Below are 16,737 nucleotides of genomic sequence, written 5' to 3'. Positions count from 1 at the left end.
AATATAAAAAGCGCACTATGTGTAAATCGTGCGCTGACTTATTTTACTAGCTCATCAAACGTAAGCTTAACGTCGATTAAAGATATCTCTATCAACGGTGACATCGAGATCGGTCAGTAAGCCATTTTCGACACCGTAAATCCAGCCGTGTACAGCCACATTGTGGCCACTCTCCCAAGCATCTTGCACTATGTTTGTGCTGACCACATTGCCTACCTGTTCAATGACATTGAGCTCACATAAACGATCGAAGCGGGTCTTTTCATCAAGCTGAGCGAGCTCGCTGTCGTGCAGTCGGTAAATATCACGAATGTGGCCTAACCAGTTGTCGATCAGCCCTAAGCGTTGTTTGCCCATCGACGCTTTAATGCCGCCGCAGCCATAGTGGCCTACCACCATAATGTGTTTTACTTTGAGCACTTCTACCGCGTATTGCAGTACAGACAAACAGTTTAAATCTGTATGGATAACCATATTGGCGATATTTCGATGTACAAACACTTCACCGGGCATCAAGTCGATTATCTGGTTAGAGGGGACTCGACTGTCGGAGCAGCCGATCCACAGATATTCTGGGTTCTGCTGTTGTGCCAGTTGCTGAAAAAAATCAGGATTCTCTTCGAGAATTCGGCCCGCCCAGCGGCGATTGTTGTCAAACAGGGGTTTAAGTAGTTTCATTTTATAACTATCGTGTCTTTCTAAAGGTTTTTCGCTGGGGATCTTAGCACCGAATATTAGCTTGGCTGGTCTATTCAGTGCTAAATACAGTAAATACTTTTATATCAGTGCTTAGCCTTTTATGTGCTGAGTATGAAATGCTAACAGATGTTGATTGACTAGCTCAGCTTGTTCAAGGTTGGCCATGTGGCCCGCTTGCGGCAGGTGAATATAATGGCTGCCATCAATGGCATCGTGCATCAGGTAACCTTCGAGTATGGGGTGCAGTCTGTCATCAGTACCTGTCATGATAAGACAAGGTAAGGTTAATTGCTCAATATCTTCCATGATATCGCGCCTACCATGAAGGATGCGGCCTAAGCGGTATAGCGAGTCGATACGCTCAGGTGCAATGGTGCTTAGCTGTTGTTTGAAAGCCTCAATTAACCGCGGATTATCTTGCTGCGCAACAGCGCTAAAGTAACGTGTTGCAAGCTGGTCGATATTGTCACTAGAGATGGATTTAGCCAGATTTATCTCATCGAGCATGGCGTAATAGTTAGCGCGGCTTACTTCGGGTTCAAAACCGAGAAAACAGCCCAGCAACACCAGGCTGTTCACCCGAGCGGGGGCGAGTAAGGTGAGTTCCGCTCCCCACATGCCACCAATACCATGACCAATAATGGCAAAGGTGTCGATATTGAGTCTGTCGAGCAAGCTCAAATGGTGCTCGGCGAGCTGTTTAAGTGAGCGGCAAGAGGCTGGCAGGTTATCAGACTGACCATGTCCCCACAGATCTGGCACGATACAGCGGTAATCTTGACTGAGTGTGGTCAGTTGCGCCTGCCATGTTGTGCTGTCACATAGATAGCTGTGACCAAATAACAATACCGGACCTTGGCCTATATCAAGGTAGTGCATGGTATGACCGTCAATAAGCTGGGTGTGTTGTGTTGGATGTTGGTTCATGGTGGCTCAATATAAAGTATAAAGGTTAGCCCACAGGAGAGGGGGCAACATGAAACACATAGTGGCTGACTAAGTGTTCGAGTCTAGCTAATATCGTGCTTTTTAATGCTATAGGTTGCTGCGACAAGATAGCTGCTAAGGTGCGAATATCGAACGCAGCTAGATTATCGTTAGCTTTAGGATAATAACTCAAATGCCATGGCTCAGGGCTGACGCCGCTTAAGCCCGCTTGAAAGGGGAAATAAAACCCAAAATCGCCACTGTAACGGGTGAGCCAAGTGTGCAGCGCATGGCAGGGGCCATGGGCTTGATATTCGCTGGGCACAAGTTGCAACTGCATACGCGCTATTTGATGAGCATCAAATACGTCAATATCAGTCCCCCAGTGGTGGCGTGATGTACCAGGCAGCGCTGACCAATGTAGGATGGCATCAATTAATTGATCCTCGCTCAGCTGACCGATATCGATAGGCTGTGATTGCGCATCGAGTACCGTACGTTGTCCCTTAGCTTTGGCGTTCCATATGGTGAGTTGCCGTGCAAAATCGCGATAAGCGGAGCCAATTTGCAGTGCAATATTGTCTTTGGCAGCCGCGGCTTGCATCAAAGCAAATTGATGAGCAGTATCACTTTGTAATTTATGGCCTTGATAATCAATAAGCAGATTATTTTCAAGGCCATAAAGGTGGCCAGTGCTCAGCACAATAGCTTTTCCAGTATGCGCTGGTATATCAAGGCCAGCTGTTCAATATCGGCGACTTTAACGCATTCATTCACCTTGTGGATGGTCGCATTTACCGGGCCGACTTCAATGACTTGGGCACCTGTAGGCGCAATAAAACGGCCATCAGAGGTGCCACCGGAAGTTTGCGGATCGGTATCGAGAGTGGTGTGCTCTTTAATGGCTTCTTTGGTCGCTTGCAGGAGTGGTCCATCTTCGGTTAAAAATGGCAAGCCGTTGTAGATCCAACTGATATCATAATCTAAGCCGTGTGCATCGAGTATGTTAAGCACACGCTGGATCAATATCTCGGCGGTCACCTCGGTCGAGTAACGGAAATTAAACATCACCTCAAGGGTACCTGGGATCACATTCGATGCGCCCGTGCCGCCATTAATATTGGCGATTTGGAAACTGGTTGGCGGAAAAAAGTCATTGCCTTTATCCCAAGTCATGCGCGCCAATTCATCCAGTGCGGGCGCGGCCTTATGAATCGGGTTATCGGCTAGATGAGGGTAGGCGACATGGCCTTGAATCCCTTTGACCGTCAAGTTACCTGTGAGGCTACCACGGCGACCATTTTTGACTATGTCACCTAACTTATGGGTCGATGAGGGTTCACCTACCAATGACCAAGTGATTTTCTCGTTGCGCGCTTCGAGTGTGTCAATCACGCGTGGCGTACCATTAATAAATGGACCTTCCTCATCACTGGTGATCAAAAAGGCGATTGAGCCATGATGGTTGGGGTGTTGCTCAACAAAGCGTTCGGTGGCGACCACCATGGCGGCGAGCGACCCTTTCATGTCAGCTGCGCCGCGTCCATGCAGATAACCGTCAATCACCACAGGGTCAAAAGGGGGCGTATGCCAGCGATTGAGATCGCCAACAGGAACCACATCAGTGTGACCCGCAAAACAAAACAATGGGCCATCATTACCGCGTCTGGCCCACATATTGGTGGTGTCTTCAAACACCATTGACTCAATATTAAAACCTTTCGCGGCTAGGCGGTCCGCCATAACCTGCTGACATCCTTCGTCGAGTGGGGTGATAGACGCACGGCTAATCAGATCTTGTGCCAGCGTTAAGACATCTTGAGTCATTAGCTAAAGATCTCCTGGTATTGCTCGGCTTTAAAGCCAACCCATACCTTACCTTGAATGACTAATACCGGACGCTTAATCAAAGTCGGGTGTGCGAGCATCAATTCAATCGCTTTGTTTTTGTCTATGGCGGTCTTATCGTCATCACTCAGATTTCTAAAACTGGTGCTACGTTTGTTAAATAACGTCTCCCAATTTAGAGCATCGACCCAAGCTTCTAAATCATCTCGATTTAAACCATCCTCACGAAAATCATGAAAAGCAACTGCTTGTTGATGTTGTTCTAACCACTTACGGGCTTTCTTAACGGTATCGCAATTTTTAATGCCATAAAGGATCAAAATGGGTCTCCTTGCTATTTGAGTTGCTTTATCACTGGGCTATGAATCATCATTGTGTCATTGTGTGTAGTTCGGCTCAAGCGTTACGATAGGCGGTAACAATAAATGATATAAAATCAGTCGATTTGCGTGAAGGCTGTAAGATTATTGCATCATTTGGCCGCAATGATATGTTGGTTATATTAAGAGGAAAGGGCTGTTTTAACAAAGGTATCTGTAATTGTTAAGCGGTAAACCCTAAAGCGGGCTTTAGGGTTAAGGGAGATGCTCACAACTGCACTGAAAAGATTATGTCTTTACCTGCCTCGATAGAACCTTGATGCTTATCAATACGCTTAATATCTTCCATATTGGCCAACACCACAGGAGTCAACAGACTTTCTACATGGGTTTTCAGATAATCGAGATCAAACTCCAATATAGGATCGCCCATCTTCACTTGCTGGCCTTCTTCGGCTAAGCGCTTAAACCCATTACCGCGTAATTCAACTGTGCCGACACCAAAATGCACAAATAACTCTAGGCCATGAGGCGACTCAATGCTAAAGGCGTGATTTGTTTCAAATATTTTCCCGATAGTTCCATCGATTGGGGCTAATATTTGCTTGCCCTTTGGGGCGATAGCTATGCCATCGCCGACTATTTTTTCGGCAAACACCACATCGGGTACTTTCTCTATCGCCACAATTTCACCCGAAACGGGGGCGAATACATCTATGCCACCACTGACAGGCGGCTGGCCAGACACTAAACGCCGAATTCGACTTAAAAATCCCATTAATTTTCCCCTATGCTGATGCACAGCTGAACGGTGAATATGTTTTCGATAGCATACTCAAAAATTATCAAGAGTGACAGCGTGTTAACAACTCATTTAGTGTATCTATGCGCGAAATCACTCTAGCCTGTTGCGCCAGTTCGACACACTCGGTATAAGTCCAGCGGCTGAGCTCTTGTTTTATCTCTAATAGCGCGGCTAAGTTGACGCTTAACTCATCAATGCCAAGGCCTACCAGCAGGGCGGTGGCGCGTGGGTTACTGGCTAATTCGCCACATAATGAGACTGTCACCTTGGCTACATTGGCTTGGTTAATGGTTTGACTCATGAGCTTGACGATAGCTGGTGAGAGTACCGGGTAGCGTTTAATCAGCTCGGGGTTACCTCTATCCGCTGCCATTGCATATTGAGTTAAGTCATTAGTCCCTATGCTGATAAAGTCCAGCAGTGGTAACATCGAATCGAGATTTAATACCGCTGCGGGGGTCTCGACGACGATACCTATCGATAGTGGACCATAGCCCTTTTCTTGTTCAATGAGCTCAGCTTTACACTGGTCGATAAGCGCCAATATGGCTTCAAGATCTTCTACTTGATTGACCATGGGGAACATTAATCGAATCTGCCCCTGATTGGCTGCTCGCAAAATGGCTTTAAGCTGCGTGCAAAATAGTTGGGGATGGGCGAGGGTGTATCGTACACCGCGTAGTCCTAATGCTGGGTTTTCTTCCACGGGCATCGATAAAGCTGGTACCTCTTTATCAGCGCCGATATCGATAGTACGAATAGTCAGTGTTCTACCGTCAAGTAGCTGCAATGCATCACAATAGAGTTGATATTGTTGCTGCTCATCGGGCAGTTGTTGGCGGTTCATCAACATAAATTCGGTGCGAAATAGCCCAACGCCCTCACCGCCAACTTCGCTAAGATGATTAATTTCGCTGATGCAGCCAACGTTAGCCAGTAGGGTAATCGCGTGACCATCTGCGGTTTGAGTAGGTTGGTTTTTATACTTAAGAAGTTCAGTTTTGCGTTGTGATGCTTGTTGCTGGGCGAGTGTCAGTTGAGTGATCTGCTCAGCATCTGGGTTGATATACAGTAAGCCATTGAGGGTATCGATGGCGAGGGGGGTGCCATCGGCGATATCCTCAAGCTTGCATTCACAGCCCACCAGAGTGGGGATATTGAAGCTCCGGGCTAAAATTGCGCTATGGCTGGTAATCCCCCCCGTCTGCAACACTAGACCAGCGATGTTATCTAACGGTAACAAGGCAAATTCTGCAGGGGTGATATCTTTGGCGATCACTATGCTGTTACTGGGCAGCTGGGTTAATGTACTGCATTTACCCGTGAGCAGTGTGGTTATAACTCTTTGGCCTAACGCTAAGACATCATCAGCGCGACTGGCTAAATAAGGGGAATCCAGCGCCTGCAGTGCTTGAGCTTGCTTAGCAAAAGTATGCTCCACCGCTAATGCCGCTGAAAACTGTTGCTGGTATATTGCCGTGTGCAGTTCCGCTTGCAACTCTGCATCTTCTAACAGCAGTAAATCAGCCTCGATTAGTTGGTAATGTTCACTACTGGGAGCGAGATGCGCTGCGCTGCGCTTGATTTGGTGAATTAATGAGGCGAGCGCTTTATCGAGTCGTGCTTGTTCAATGCCCAGCTGCGCAGGCGGTAACAGATGGTAATCGAGTTGGCTGTTATAAGGGGAGAGCACTTTCGCCTGCCCAAAGGCAATTTCCCCCGCCACGGCTATACCTGTAATGCTCATCTTCAATTCCTTGTTAACTTAAGGTGATCAGCAGTGCAGAGACATGCTCTACCGCTTGTTGTGCTTGGTCACCGTCCGCACTGACGGTGACAGAAACACCTTTATATAAGCCTAATGTTTGTAGCTTAAACAAGCTCTTGGCACTAGCATGTTTGCCTTGACACTCGACGAGGATATCACAATCGTACTGTTTCGCCGCTTTTACTAATAACGCCGCTGGACGGGTATGAATGCCGTGCTCAGCCATGATGGTCACTGTTTTTTGGTACATAAATGGACTCTTTTAACCAGGAAAAATACTGCTACTCACCTTGATAATGAATGATCTGATAATTATTTTTTTTGAGCGCAGTGATGGCTATGTCAAGCTTATTCTTTTTAACCAGTAGATAATCAGTATCGAAGGTTGAAATAGCAAAAATACTCACTTGTGCCTTAGCTAGGGTGGCGGAGACATTTGCCAATATACCTGTCATTGAAAAACCAAGCGGCCCCACGACTTCAAAGCAACGCCAATCATTTTCCTGCTCAAGACTGTTTAAGGCTAATGTGGCTGGGACCACCACAGACAATTCATCTTTGGTTTTCCCAATAAAAAACATTGGTTGATGTAACACGGCAGGATCAAGTATTGCATCAGGACTAAAGCTGTGGATAGTGTAAAGCTGCGGGTGAACTGCCAATGTCATGCGCGCCATAATCCTAGCTCTCGCTTAAGGGGGAGTAACAATAACGTTAAGCTTATCACAGTTTACTTAAAAAAAAGGAGCGCTAAATCGCGCTCCTCTATCTGGTATAGGCTTTAGCCTTACACTTTAAATTGCCCCAAGATCTGGGTACTTGTCTGACTTATTTGCTTAAGTGACTCCGCTGCTAGGCGATTACTTTCGTTAGCTTTTACTGAGACTTCTGATAGTTCGGTTATGCTACAGACGTTACGATTAATCTCTTCTGTCACCAAAGATTGCTCCTCTGTCGCGCTGGCCAATTGAGTATTCATATCGCTGATATGGGCGATTAACTCCAAAATGGCGGTGAGTGAGTCACCAACCGCTTGGGCTTGAGTCTGTAGCTGTTCAGATTGGCCTTGATTTTGATTGTTGCTGGCGATAACACTCGCAACACCGGTTTGAATATCAGTCACAATTTTTTGGATTTCATTCGTTGAGTCTTGAGTACGGTTGGCTAATGCACGTACTTCATCGGCGACTACGGCGAACCCACGACCATGAGTTCCTGCACGAGCTGCTTCGATAGCGGCATTGAGTGCCAGCAAATTAGTTTGGTCTGCGATGCCTCTGATCACCTCTAAAATATTGCCAATTTGCTGTGAAGACACCCCAAGATGTTCGGTGATCATCTCAGCACTGCGCAGCTCTTCCACCAGCTTATGGGTATTACGAACCGTGCTATCCATTTGCGTTTTACTGTCAAGGGCTTGTCGTTTGACACTGTTTGCGGCATCGGCCGCTTGCTGAGTATTACTGGCCATCTCTTGGGTGGTCGACAACATTTGGTTTATGGCGGTGGCAACATTGCTGGTTTCTTGATGTAAGTGATCGACACTGGCATTGGATTCGCTAACTGCATTAAGTAAACGATCGGCGTCTTGGTTAAGATGATGTCCTACCGGTTGCAGCTCTGCGACCATATGATTGATTTTACCGACAAAAACATTAAATGCTTTGGCCAATTCAACCACTTCATCTTGACCTATAGTAGGCAGACGTTTGGTTAAGTCACCTTCACCTTGGGCGATATCATTCATGGCATCAATCGCTTGGGTCAATGGTGCACTAATGGAGTGATTAAGCACCAAGAAGAAAGCAAAAATAGGTAGAGAAATCAGCAGCATAATGCCTAAATAGTCATACATCACACTGATGGTTGTGTCATTGACATCGCTCATGTAGCCATTTGTTATCAAGGTCCAGCCCCAAGGCGTAAAAGTTTGGGCACTGACCAATGCCTGTTCTTGGCTGCCGTCACTGGGGTTGAGCATATCGATCATATGTTGAGCGGTTTCGCCGTGCTGTGCCTGACTTAACAGCTGTTTAAAGGCCTCAGCATGACCAAGAGCCTGGATCGATTGACCGATTAAATCAGTATTGCCGCCGTTAGCGATAATACTGTTGCTGTCATCAAACAAGATGAAATAACCATGTTGGCCATATTGAGCGTGATTAACCAGTTCGGCGGCTTCGGTTTGTGCTGCAGTAGCACTGATTTTACCTTGTTCCACTTGGAAATAATGCGACTTGATGATGCTTAACATGGTGGCGAGTTGGGCATTGTTTTGTACCCATTTCTCATTAATTAAATTATTGCGTTGCTCATTAATTGAAAAACTAGCAAAAACGAACGTGCCAATTGCGGCAAGTACTAGCATAAAAATTAGCCGTTGCAGTATCGTAAATCGTCTAAGAATCGCGAGCATGATGTCCCTACTTATGTTGCAAGCCATTATCTACAGCCAATATACCTTGTCATCGGTGGGGGCGAGAATGAATAGTCGATTTAAGCGGTTATAATTATTAAATAATTGATCAAGTTCACGAAATATATATTCATTGGGTCGCCTTACTACTAAGGTCTACTTTAGCCAGCTGAAATGGATTTTTTATTTAGGCAGGAGTTGTTAATAGATTCGTTAAACCCAACTGTCAGTCGGCGGCGTGATATGAGTGTGCAAGCCTAATACCTTAGATAACACAGACAAACTTGGTAATAATAAAGCGCAGGTGAAGTGAATTCGAGCAGTGACTTAAGTCAAAAGTTACTATTTAGTCATTAGCTTAGTGATTAGACAGACTAATATATTGTTTTAGCTTTGATTTTTATGGCATTTACGCGCAGAATTAAACATTGTATTTTTTGGAATAAACGTAACGATGACATCTCAAGTGATCACCTCAGATGATATTTTATTAAAGCTTTGCCACTCGGTTTCTCACGTGCTGTCGAGCGCCACATCGAGCCCAGTCTCGCATGCTGCCATGGTGCAGAGTATTAATAAGACCTGCTTAAAACCTGATCTAGGTTGTTTCTCTATTTTCGATGGTGGTTTCTCTGGTTTAGTGGTGATCAACTTCTCAGCTAAGGCGGCTATCGAACTTTATCAAGCTTATATGAAGCAGATGGGGATGCCTGAGTCTGAGTTAGCCTTCTCACATACCTCAGATGAAGTCGCCGATATTATGGGCGAACTGATGAATCAGATTTTAGGCGACTTTATCGTTAAGGTGAATAAAGAACTACAAACCTCGATTAATCAAAGCCAACCTAAAATGCTCACCATTAATAAAGAGCTGACCATTTCCATTGATACCAACCTTGATGAAGCCGTGGCAAGGCGTGTGGCATTTAAGACAGCGCAACACCATATTTTTTACCTTGAATTTGCCATGGATAAAACCGAATTTATTAAATTGGCAGATTTTGAGCATGATGAAGAGCACGATCCCGATGCGCTATTGGCACAACATGGTACCGGAGCGTCGACGTCTTGGGCTAAATCGGTCAATCAAGCGGTGGTGGTCGACGATACTGATGACTTAATGAAGGAGTTGGGTATTTAATTGACACTAGCGTTGACCGCTATAAAACTAACGGCAGGTCAGCTTCGCTGGGAAAGTAAGAGTTACTTTAAAGTGTCAGTATAAAAGTGACGCTCAATATAATGCGGCCATGCCAGTGTATTGAAGCTAATAAACGTTATCGCTTGTCCGTGATTAAATGAGATAGCTTGTAGTAATTTACTTATTTGCATATTTGGCAAAGAAACGCTCAAGGTTAGCTTTGGGCTGTTTCTGCAATGCCGCCATCATCGCAAAACTTGGCGCATGGCACTGCCAGTGTTGGCATAAGGTGTCGAGAATATGTTGCCATAATAACGCCGTCATCTCTGCATCGGCTAATGCGCGGTGAAAGTCACCTTGTTGCTCGATACGATTATGAGCCACTAAGGTGGATAGTTGATGATTACTGGCCTCTGGGTAAATACGTCGAGCTACCAACATTGAGCAGGCAAAACGGCCAGAATAGTGGCGGTGTATCCGTGCCAATTCAGCATCAAGAAAGCGCTGGTCGAAACTGGCATTGTGTGCGATGAGGTTAGCGTCACCCATGAAGTCGGCAAAATCATGCATCACGACGTTACTACTAGGCGCCTCGCTTAACATGGCATTGGTAATGCCTGTGTACTGCTCAATAAAATGAGTGATCTTGAACCCCGGATTAATTAACTGCTGAAAACGGTCAACAATCACACCTTGCTGCAATTTCACTGCACCAATTTCGATGGCGCGATCACCCTGAGTAGGGGAGAGACCCGTGGTTTCGAAATCTAATACCACAACGCTGTTTGCACTGTTCATCTTATTGTTTATCCATTAAAAAAATAAAACCCTGACGATTTACATCGTCAGGGTTTTTAAGTTTAAGAATTAAGCTAAAAAGTCAAAATTACTTCTTAGCGTTTCTTTCTTTAACTTCAGCAATAACTTTCTCAGCTACGCTGTTTGGACATGGTGCATAATGAGCGAACTCCATAGAGAACTGACCACGACCAGATGTCATTGTACGTAATGAGCCGATGTAACCGAACATTTCTGATAGCGGTACGTCTGCTTTAATACGAACACCAGTAACACCAGCCATTTGGTCTTTGATCATGCCACGACGACGGTTAAGGTCACCAATCACATCACCAACGTTGTCTTCTGGGCTGAATACATCCACATTCATGATAGGCTCAAGAAGTTGTGCACCGGCTTTAGGCATTGACTGACGGAATGCACCTTTAGCTGCGATTTCGAACGCGATAGCTGACGAGTCAACTGCGTGGAAAGCACCGTCGGTAAGTTCTAGTTCAACGTCAAGCACAGGGAAACCAGCAACAGTACCGGTATTCATCATGCTGGCGAAACCTTTTTCAACAGCAGGCCAGAATTCTTTTGGTACGTTACCACCAACAACTGATGACTTAAATGTAAAGCCAGAGTTTTGCTCGCCAGGACGGATAACATAGTCAATTTTACCAAACTGACCAGAACCACCTGATTGCTTCTTGTGCGTGTAGCTATCAGCAACTTCTTTGGTGATAGTTTCACGGTAAGCAACTTGTGGCTCACCCACAATTAGGTCAACACCGTAAGTACGTTTTAGGATATCAACTTTGATGTCTAGGTGAAGCTCACCCATACCTTTAAGGATGGTTTCGCCTGAGTCTTCGTCAGTTTCTACGCGGAATGATGGATCTTCAGCGATCATCTTACCGATAGCGATCCCCATTTTCTCACTGCCGCCTTTATCTTTTGGCGCCACAGCGATAGAGATAACTGGCTCAGGGAATACCATGGCTTCAAGAGTACAAGGGTGCTTAACATCACATAGTGTGTGACCTGTTTGTACGTTTTTCATGCCAACGATAGCGATGATGTCACCCGCTTGTGCGTATTCAAGTTCGTTACGCTCATCAGCTTGCATTTCACACATACGACCAATACGTTCAGTCTTACCCGTTGCGCTGTTAAGGATGGTGTCACCCTTCTTAAGCTTACCAGAGTAGATACGTACGAAGGTTAGGGCACCAAAACGGTCATCCATGATTTTGAATGCAAGTGCTTTTAGTGGCTCGTCTACAGAAACTAGGGCAACTTCACCTGTATCGTTACCTTCTTCATCAGTCAGCGGCTGAGGATCAACTTCAGTCGGTGCTGGCAGGTAGTCAACAACTGCGTCTAGTAGTAGCTGCATACCTTTGTTTTTAAATGCGCTACCACAGTATGTTGGGAATAGGTCAAGATTACGTGTACCTTTACGGATACAACGCTTGATCTCTTCAATAGATGGCTCTTCGCCTTCCATGTAAGCTTCCATCAGGTCATCGTCTTGCTCAACAGCAGTCTCGATTAGCATTTCACGGTATTCTTCAACTAGGTCAACCATGTCAGCTGGTACGTCTTCGATGGCGTAGTTTTCTGCTTCACCAGAATCATCCCAAACCCATGCTTTACGAGTCAGTAGGTCAACAACACCTTTGAACTCATCTTCGATACCGATTGGCAGAACCATAACTAGTGGCGTAGCCGCTAGTACGTCTTTAGTTTGCTTAACAACGCGTAGGAAGTCAGCACCCATACGGTCTAACTTGTTTACGAAGATGATACGAGCAACACCTGATTCGTTCGCATAACGCCAGTTGGTTTCTGATTGTGGTTCAACACCACCAGAACCACAGAATACACCGATACCACCATCTAGTACTTTAAGAGAGCGATATACTTCTACTGTAAAGTCAACGTGGCCAGGGGTGTCAATAACGTTAAAACGGTGGTCTTTCCAAAAACAACTTACAGCAGCAGACTGAATGGTAATACCACGCTCAGCTTCCTGTTCCATGAAGTCAGTTGTAGATTCACCGTCATGAGTTTCACCGGATTTATGGATTTTACCAGTTAGCTTAAGGATACGCTCAGTTGTAGTAGTTTTACCCGCATCAACGTGAGCAAAGATACCAATGTTTCTGTACTTTGATAAATCAGTCATTTTTCTACTCTATTGGAGTTACGTTCTAAAATTCGGGGGGAAGTATATCAATACTTTTAGAATTGTTTTATAGATTTTTCTTAAAATCATTCAATTTTGCCCAATTAGGTCAACTTTCTCCTTATACATAAACGATTACCCCTAGCTACAAGCCTTGTCATGCCTTGGGTTGGTGCTTTTTTGTGCGTTTGGCGCGAGCCCATTTATCACTTATATTATTTTGTTTAAATGTAAGCCGCTTTCAGCACTGAAGATTATGTGGTGATGGTGATGCGTATTCAATGGCGGTGTTTTGTAGGTTATTGGACCGTGCACTGTTAACATAACGAACGGCCTCTTGTCTGGCGACATCATCGGCAAGGGGCATCATCTATCAGGAGTATTAGCGTGGCCATTGAACACAGTGACATCACCGGGCTGTTGAGCGAGCTTAACTGCAGAACTAATTTTACGGTTAAAAAAATGACCGAATATATGTTACCCGAGTTAAAAGAGCCTTTTTATCTCTACGGCGCTGAAAAAGATTGTCTCTTGGTTATTCGTCCGGCCTATGAAGTGTTTTTAACTGAATTGACAGCTCTTGATGGGGTAAAACATAAAACAGGGTTCGTACACCATAGTGAGATGACTCGTTTTCCTAAGCGAGTACAAAAGAGTCTTAACGGTATCCATTACGGTTTAGGCTTTAAATTTGCCGATGCAGCCGCATTAACGCGTTTTATTACCCGGTTAATTGCGATTAATCAGGGTCACTAAGTCGATTTTATGATTGGCTCAGTCACACACAGTGGAGTGACTGGCCGCAAAGGGTTTTATACACTTGCTGGAGTTCTGTTATAATCCGCGCCACGATTGTGGTGCCGCTTCTTGATAGACTTGTTGATTAAGTTAGCAGGGCTACAATCTATTTAGCTAATTTTTTTGTCCCATTTTGCGTTTAATGCTGCCTTGCAAGGCGCCTTGAAGTCAGGTTTAGGACTCACACTGAGATTTTACATGTCATTTTCATCACTTGGGTTTGCTACACTCGGGCTAAACCCCGCCATAATTACCGCGCTTAACGAATTAGACTATTCGACCCCAACACCTATCCAAGCCGAAGCGATTCCGCTGGCGATAAAGGGGAAAAATTTGATTGCCGCAGCCCAGACCGGTAGCGGTAAAACAGCCAGTTTCGTGTTGCCTATTCTGACTCGTCTAGCAACCGGTGAGACGCAACGTAAAAAACGGGCGCGGGCATTAATCTTAACTCCCACGCGCGAGCTAGCTCTGCAGGTCGACAACAGCATTGCGCTGTATGGTAAATACCTTAACCTTAAATCGATGGCGATTTATGGTGGTGTGGAGTTAGCGGCGCAAAAGCAGCAACTCATTGATGGCGTCGATATTGTGGTGGCCACCCCTGGTCGCTTAAGGGATCTTTACACCCAACGCGCGATTCATTTTGATGAAATTGAAGTGTTAGTGCTTGATGAAGCCGACAGAATGCTCGACATGGGCTTTATCGAAGATATCACTAAGATCATCGATAGTTTGCCACAAGATAGGCAAAACTTGTTGTTTTCGGCGACCCTATCGCGTCAGGTTCGCGAATTGGCAAAAGAGACCGTTCCCAATGCCATTCATTTGTCGGTGACTAAAGATGAGTCAGCCAAGCCCAATATCGAGCAGTGGATCACCACAGTCGATAAAGATAAAAAGTCGGCCTTACTGAGTCACCTTATTCAACAACATAATTGGCCGCAGGCGCTGATCTTTATCGAGACCAAGCATGGCGCGGCGAAGTTGGTTAGCCAACTCGAGAAGCGTGACATTGAGGCCGATTGCATTCACAGCGGCCGCGCTCAGGCGATCCGAGAGCAGATCTTAGCCGACTTCAAGGCGGGTAAGATTAAGTATCTTATCTCCACTGGAATATCTGCCCGTGGCATCGATATTGATAATCTGCCTTTGGTGATCAACTATGACTTGCCATTCCCCGCCGATGAATATGTACATCGAATTGGCCGTACCGGTCGTGCTGGTGCTCAAGGGCAGGCGATATCACTCGTGTCTAAAGATGATTTTAAAAATTTATGTATGATTGAAAGTCGCTTGGGGCATTTACTGGAGCGCCGAGAAATAGAAGGGTTTGCGCCGCGTAAAGCCGTGCCAACCTCAATTTTAAATTATCGACCTAAACAGCGTGTAGAAGGCGCTTTATCGGCAGATGACGGTAACAAAATGCCACAAAAGAGTAAGGGCCAATCAACCTGCAGCATTCAAGGTGATGGTAATAAGGGCCGCTCAGGGTCTGTTCGACATCAACCGGGTGCCAGTAAAACTAACTCTATAAGTAAAAAGGCTGATAATGCCACTTCACAGCCTAGCTTTAACCCATGGACCGATAAATCATAACCTGACGTTATTAGCTGAAATGGTGGCCTTAAGATATCAATAAGCATTCACATGCTTGTTGATATCAGTGCAGACAGCTTAGGTAATACGTTTATATAAGTATCAAACGTTATTTATTTTTATCACATTAGCTACGCGCGTTGTACTTGCGTATTGGCGCGCTAACTCCTATGATCCTCCCGATTTTTCTTAACAGGCTTTATCATGCTAAACGCGTCACTCTCTCCAAGTTCAACCGAATTAGTTATTAATGTACTCACTATGGTGCTCAATGAGGGGAAACCCTTAGATAGAGCCTATTCGCATCATTTTTCTGGGCTAAAGTTAGCGCCTTCAGAACAGGCGAGGATCACCACCGTAGCGGGCGATTTATTACGTCGGTTAAACCTGTATTGTTATTTAGCAGATATGGCGCCAGTAGATATTGAACGTTTAGGTTCACGGTTACTTAATGCTTGGCATATGTTCCATGGGCTTGAATTGCCCAAATTGCCATATACCTTGACGATAGAGCAAGCCGATTTTGACCAGCGTTTAGCGCATGCCAAGCTTGACCAGCCGCTGTTTGATGGTTGCCCCGAGTGGCTCGACGAACTCGGCGTGGCACAAATGGGCAGCCTTTGGGCTGCTGAGCGCGCCGCATTAGCCATGGCGCCACAGCGATTTTTACGTACTAATTTATTGAAGTGTCAGCCAGAAGAGTTACAGCAAAAATTGGCTCGCGAAGGGGTACAAACTCAGCGCGTTGATGGCGTAGACACGGCGCTACAGGTGACATCTGACTCGGCACTGTTTCGCACCGATAGTTTTAAAGCGGGATTATTTGAACAGCAAGATGCAGGTTCACAACTGGTTGCGGCAGCTGTGGACGCCAAACCTGGCATGCGCGTCATTGATGCATGCGCCGGTGCTGGCGGAAAAACCCTGTCGATCGCAGCGCAAATGCAAGGTAAAGGTCGCTTGTTAGCGATGGATGTCGAGCAGTGGAAACTCGATAGCCTTAAGCAACGCGCTCGACGTGGCGGCGCACATAATGTCGAAACTCGGATCATTGCCAGCAGCAAAACCATTAAACGCCTAAAATTGACCGCCGATAGAGTCTTGCTCGATGTGCCTTGCTCAGGCCTTGGGGTCCTTAAACGTAATCCCGATGCTAAATGGCGTGACACTCCAGAACGTTTACCTGTGCTGGTGCAGCTGCAAAAAGACATTTTGCAAAGTTATAGCCGTATGGTCAAAGTCGATGGCATATTGATTTACGCCACCTGTTCGATAATGCCACAAGAAAATCGTCAACAAGTGGATGCGTTTTTGGCCGCCAATCCACACTTTAGCTTTATCGATGATGAAACCATCAGTGTGGCTGAGTCAGGATTTGATGGTTTTTATCTTGCTAGAATGAAGCGTGATGCCGAATAACCTGATGAGTAAGCGCAATAAAGTAA

Annotated in this window: 16 protein-coding genes; 4 read left to right on the top strand and 12 right to left on the bottom strand. The window is 45.6% G+C overall.

Translation table 11 applies throughout. The features are described from left to right. Positions 1-66 precede the first annotated feature (66 nt). The 10 genes from can to AC5YB1_RS10720 form a co-directional block, all read right to left on the bottom strand. On the bottom strand, positions 67-678 hold the full coding sequence (can, locus tag AC5YB1_RS10765) for a carbonate dehydratase (RefSeq protein ID WP_494519159.1): 612 nt from the start codon (positions 676-678) through the stop codon (positions 67-69). 111 nt (positions 679-789) lie between these two features. After that, complete coding sequence (locus AC5YB1_RS10760) at positions 790-1,626, bottom strand: alpha/beta fold hydrolase (RefSeq protein WP_494519158.1); 837 nt, start codon at positions 1,624-1,626, stop codon at positions 790-792. A 25-nt stretch (positions 1,627-1,651) separates the two neighbouring features. Continuing rightward, a complete protein-coding gene (locus AC5YB1_RS10755) occupies positions 1,652-2,329 on the bottom strand; it encodes a M15 family metallopeptidase (RefSeq protein WP_494519157.1) in 678 nt (225 codons plus the stop codon). Continuing rightward, positions 2,323-3,453: a succinyl-diaminopimelate desuccinylase gene (gene dapE, locus AC5YB1_RS10750; RefSeq protein WP_494519156.1), complete on the bottom strand. Its 1,131-nt coding sequence runs from the start codon at positions 3,451-3,453 to the stop codon at positions 2,323-2,325. The genes AC5YB1_RS10755 and dapE overlap by 7 nt, the downstream gene beginning before the upstream one ends. Further along, entirely contained in the window at positions 3,453-3,794 is a 342-nt protein-coding gene (locus tag AC5YB1_RS10745; protein WP_494519155.1) for an ArsC family reductase, read from the bottom strand. Before AC5YB1_RS10745 ends, dapE begins: the two co-directional genes overlap by 1 nt. Positions 3,795-4,062: 268 nt before the next feature. Further along, positions 4,063-4,572 carry a PTS glucose transporter subunit IIA gene (gene crr, locus AC5YB1_RS10740; RefSeq protein ID WP_494519154.1) on the bottom strand — a complete coding sequence of 170 codons (510 nt, stop codon included), beginning with the start codon at positions 4,570-4,572 and terminating at the stop codon, positions 4,063-4,065. Positions 4,573-4,639: 67 nt separating this feature from the next. After that, positions 4,640-6,346, bottom strand: a complete 1,707-nt coding sequence (gene ptsP, locus AC5YB1_RS10735) for a phosphoenolpyruvate--protein phosphotransferase (protein WP_494519153.1) — start codon at positions 6,344-6,346, stop codon at positions 4,640-4,642. A 13-nt stretch (positions 6,347-6,359) separates the two neighbouring features. Next, positions 6,360-6,617 carry an HPr family phosphocarrier protein gene (locus AC5YB1_RS10730; protein ID WP_494519152.1) on the bottom strand — a complete coding sequence of 86 codons (258 nt, stop codon included), beginning with the start codon at positions 6,615-6,617 and terminating at the stop codon, positions 6,360-6,362. 31 nt (positions 6,618-6,648) lie between these two features. Further along, entirely contained in the window at positions 6,649-7,044 is a 396-nt protein-coding gene (locus AC5YB1_RS10725) for an ACT domain-containing protein (protein WP_494519151.1), read from the bottom strand. Positions 7,045-7,154: 110 nt separating this feature from the next. Further along, complete coding sequence (locus tag AC5YB1_RS10720; protein WP_494519150.1) at positions 7,155-8,783, bottom strand: methyl-accepting chemotaxis protein; 1,629 nt, start codon at positions 8,781-8,783, stop codon at positions 7,155-7,157. 454 nt (positions 8,784-9,237) lie between these two features. On the opposite strand from AC5YB1_RS10720, the gene AC5YB1_RS10715 reads away from it, so the two are divergent. Then, positions 9,238-9,924, top strand: a complete 687-nt coding sequence (locus AC5YB1_RS10715) for a DUF3334 family protein (protein ID WP_494519149.1) — start codon at positions 9,238-9,240, stop codon at positions 9,922-9,924. Positions 9,925-10,101: 177 nt separating this feature from the next. On the opposite strand, the gene AC5YB1_RS10710 is transcribed toward AC5YB1_RS10715, so the two are convergent. Further along, a complete protein-coding gene (locus AC5YB1_RS10710) occupies positions 10,102-10,722 on the bottom strand; it encodes a 3'-5' exonuclease (RefSeq protein WP_494519148.1) in 621 nt (206 codons plus the stop codon). A gap of 88 nt (positions 10,723-10,810) precedes the next feature. After that, positions 10,811-12,895, bottom strand: coding sequence for an elongation factor G (fusA, locus tag AC5YB1_RS10705; RefSeq protein WP_494519147.1), 2,085 nt, complete (start codon positions 12,893-12,895; stop codon positions 10,811-10,813). Between the two features lie 387 nt (positions 12,896-13,282). On the opposite strand from fusA, the gene AC5YB1_RS10700 reads away from it, so the two are divergent. The 3 genes from AC5YB1_RS10700 to AC5YB1_RS10690 all read left to right on the top strand — a co-directional run bounded on the left by AC5YB1_RS10700 (position 13,283) and on the right by AC5YB1_RS10690 (position 16,711). Further along, entirely contained in the window at positions 13,283-13,651 is a 369-nt protein-coding gene (locus AC5YB1_RS10700) for a hypothetical protein (RefSeq protein ID WP_494519146.1), read from the top strand. A 240-nt stretch (positions 13,652-13,891) separates the two neighbouring features. Further along, the gene (locus AC5YB1_RS10695; RefSeq protein WP_494519145.1) at positions 13,892-15,292 is read left to right on the top strand and encodes a DEAD/DEAH box helicase; all 1,401 of its coding nucleotides are present in this window, start codon (positions 13,892-13,894) and stop codon (positions 15,290-15,292) included. Between the two features lie 204 nt (positions 15,293-15,496). Continuing rightward, positions 15,497-16,711, top strand: a complete 1,215-nt coding sequence (locus AC5YB1_RS10690) for an RsmB/NOP family class I SAM-dependent RNA methyltransferase (protein WP_494519144.1) — start codon at positions 15,497-15,499, stop codon at positions 16,709-16,711. Positions 16,712-16,737: the final 26 nt, after the last annotated feature.

It is taken from the genome of Shewanella sp. 433 (assembly GCF_059338565.1).
Note: the sequence above shows the minus strand (reverse complement) of the source record. Positions and strands in the feature narration are given on the sequence as shown.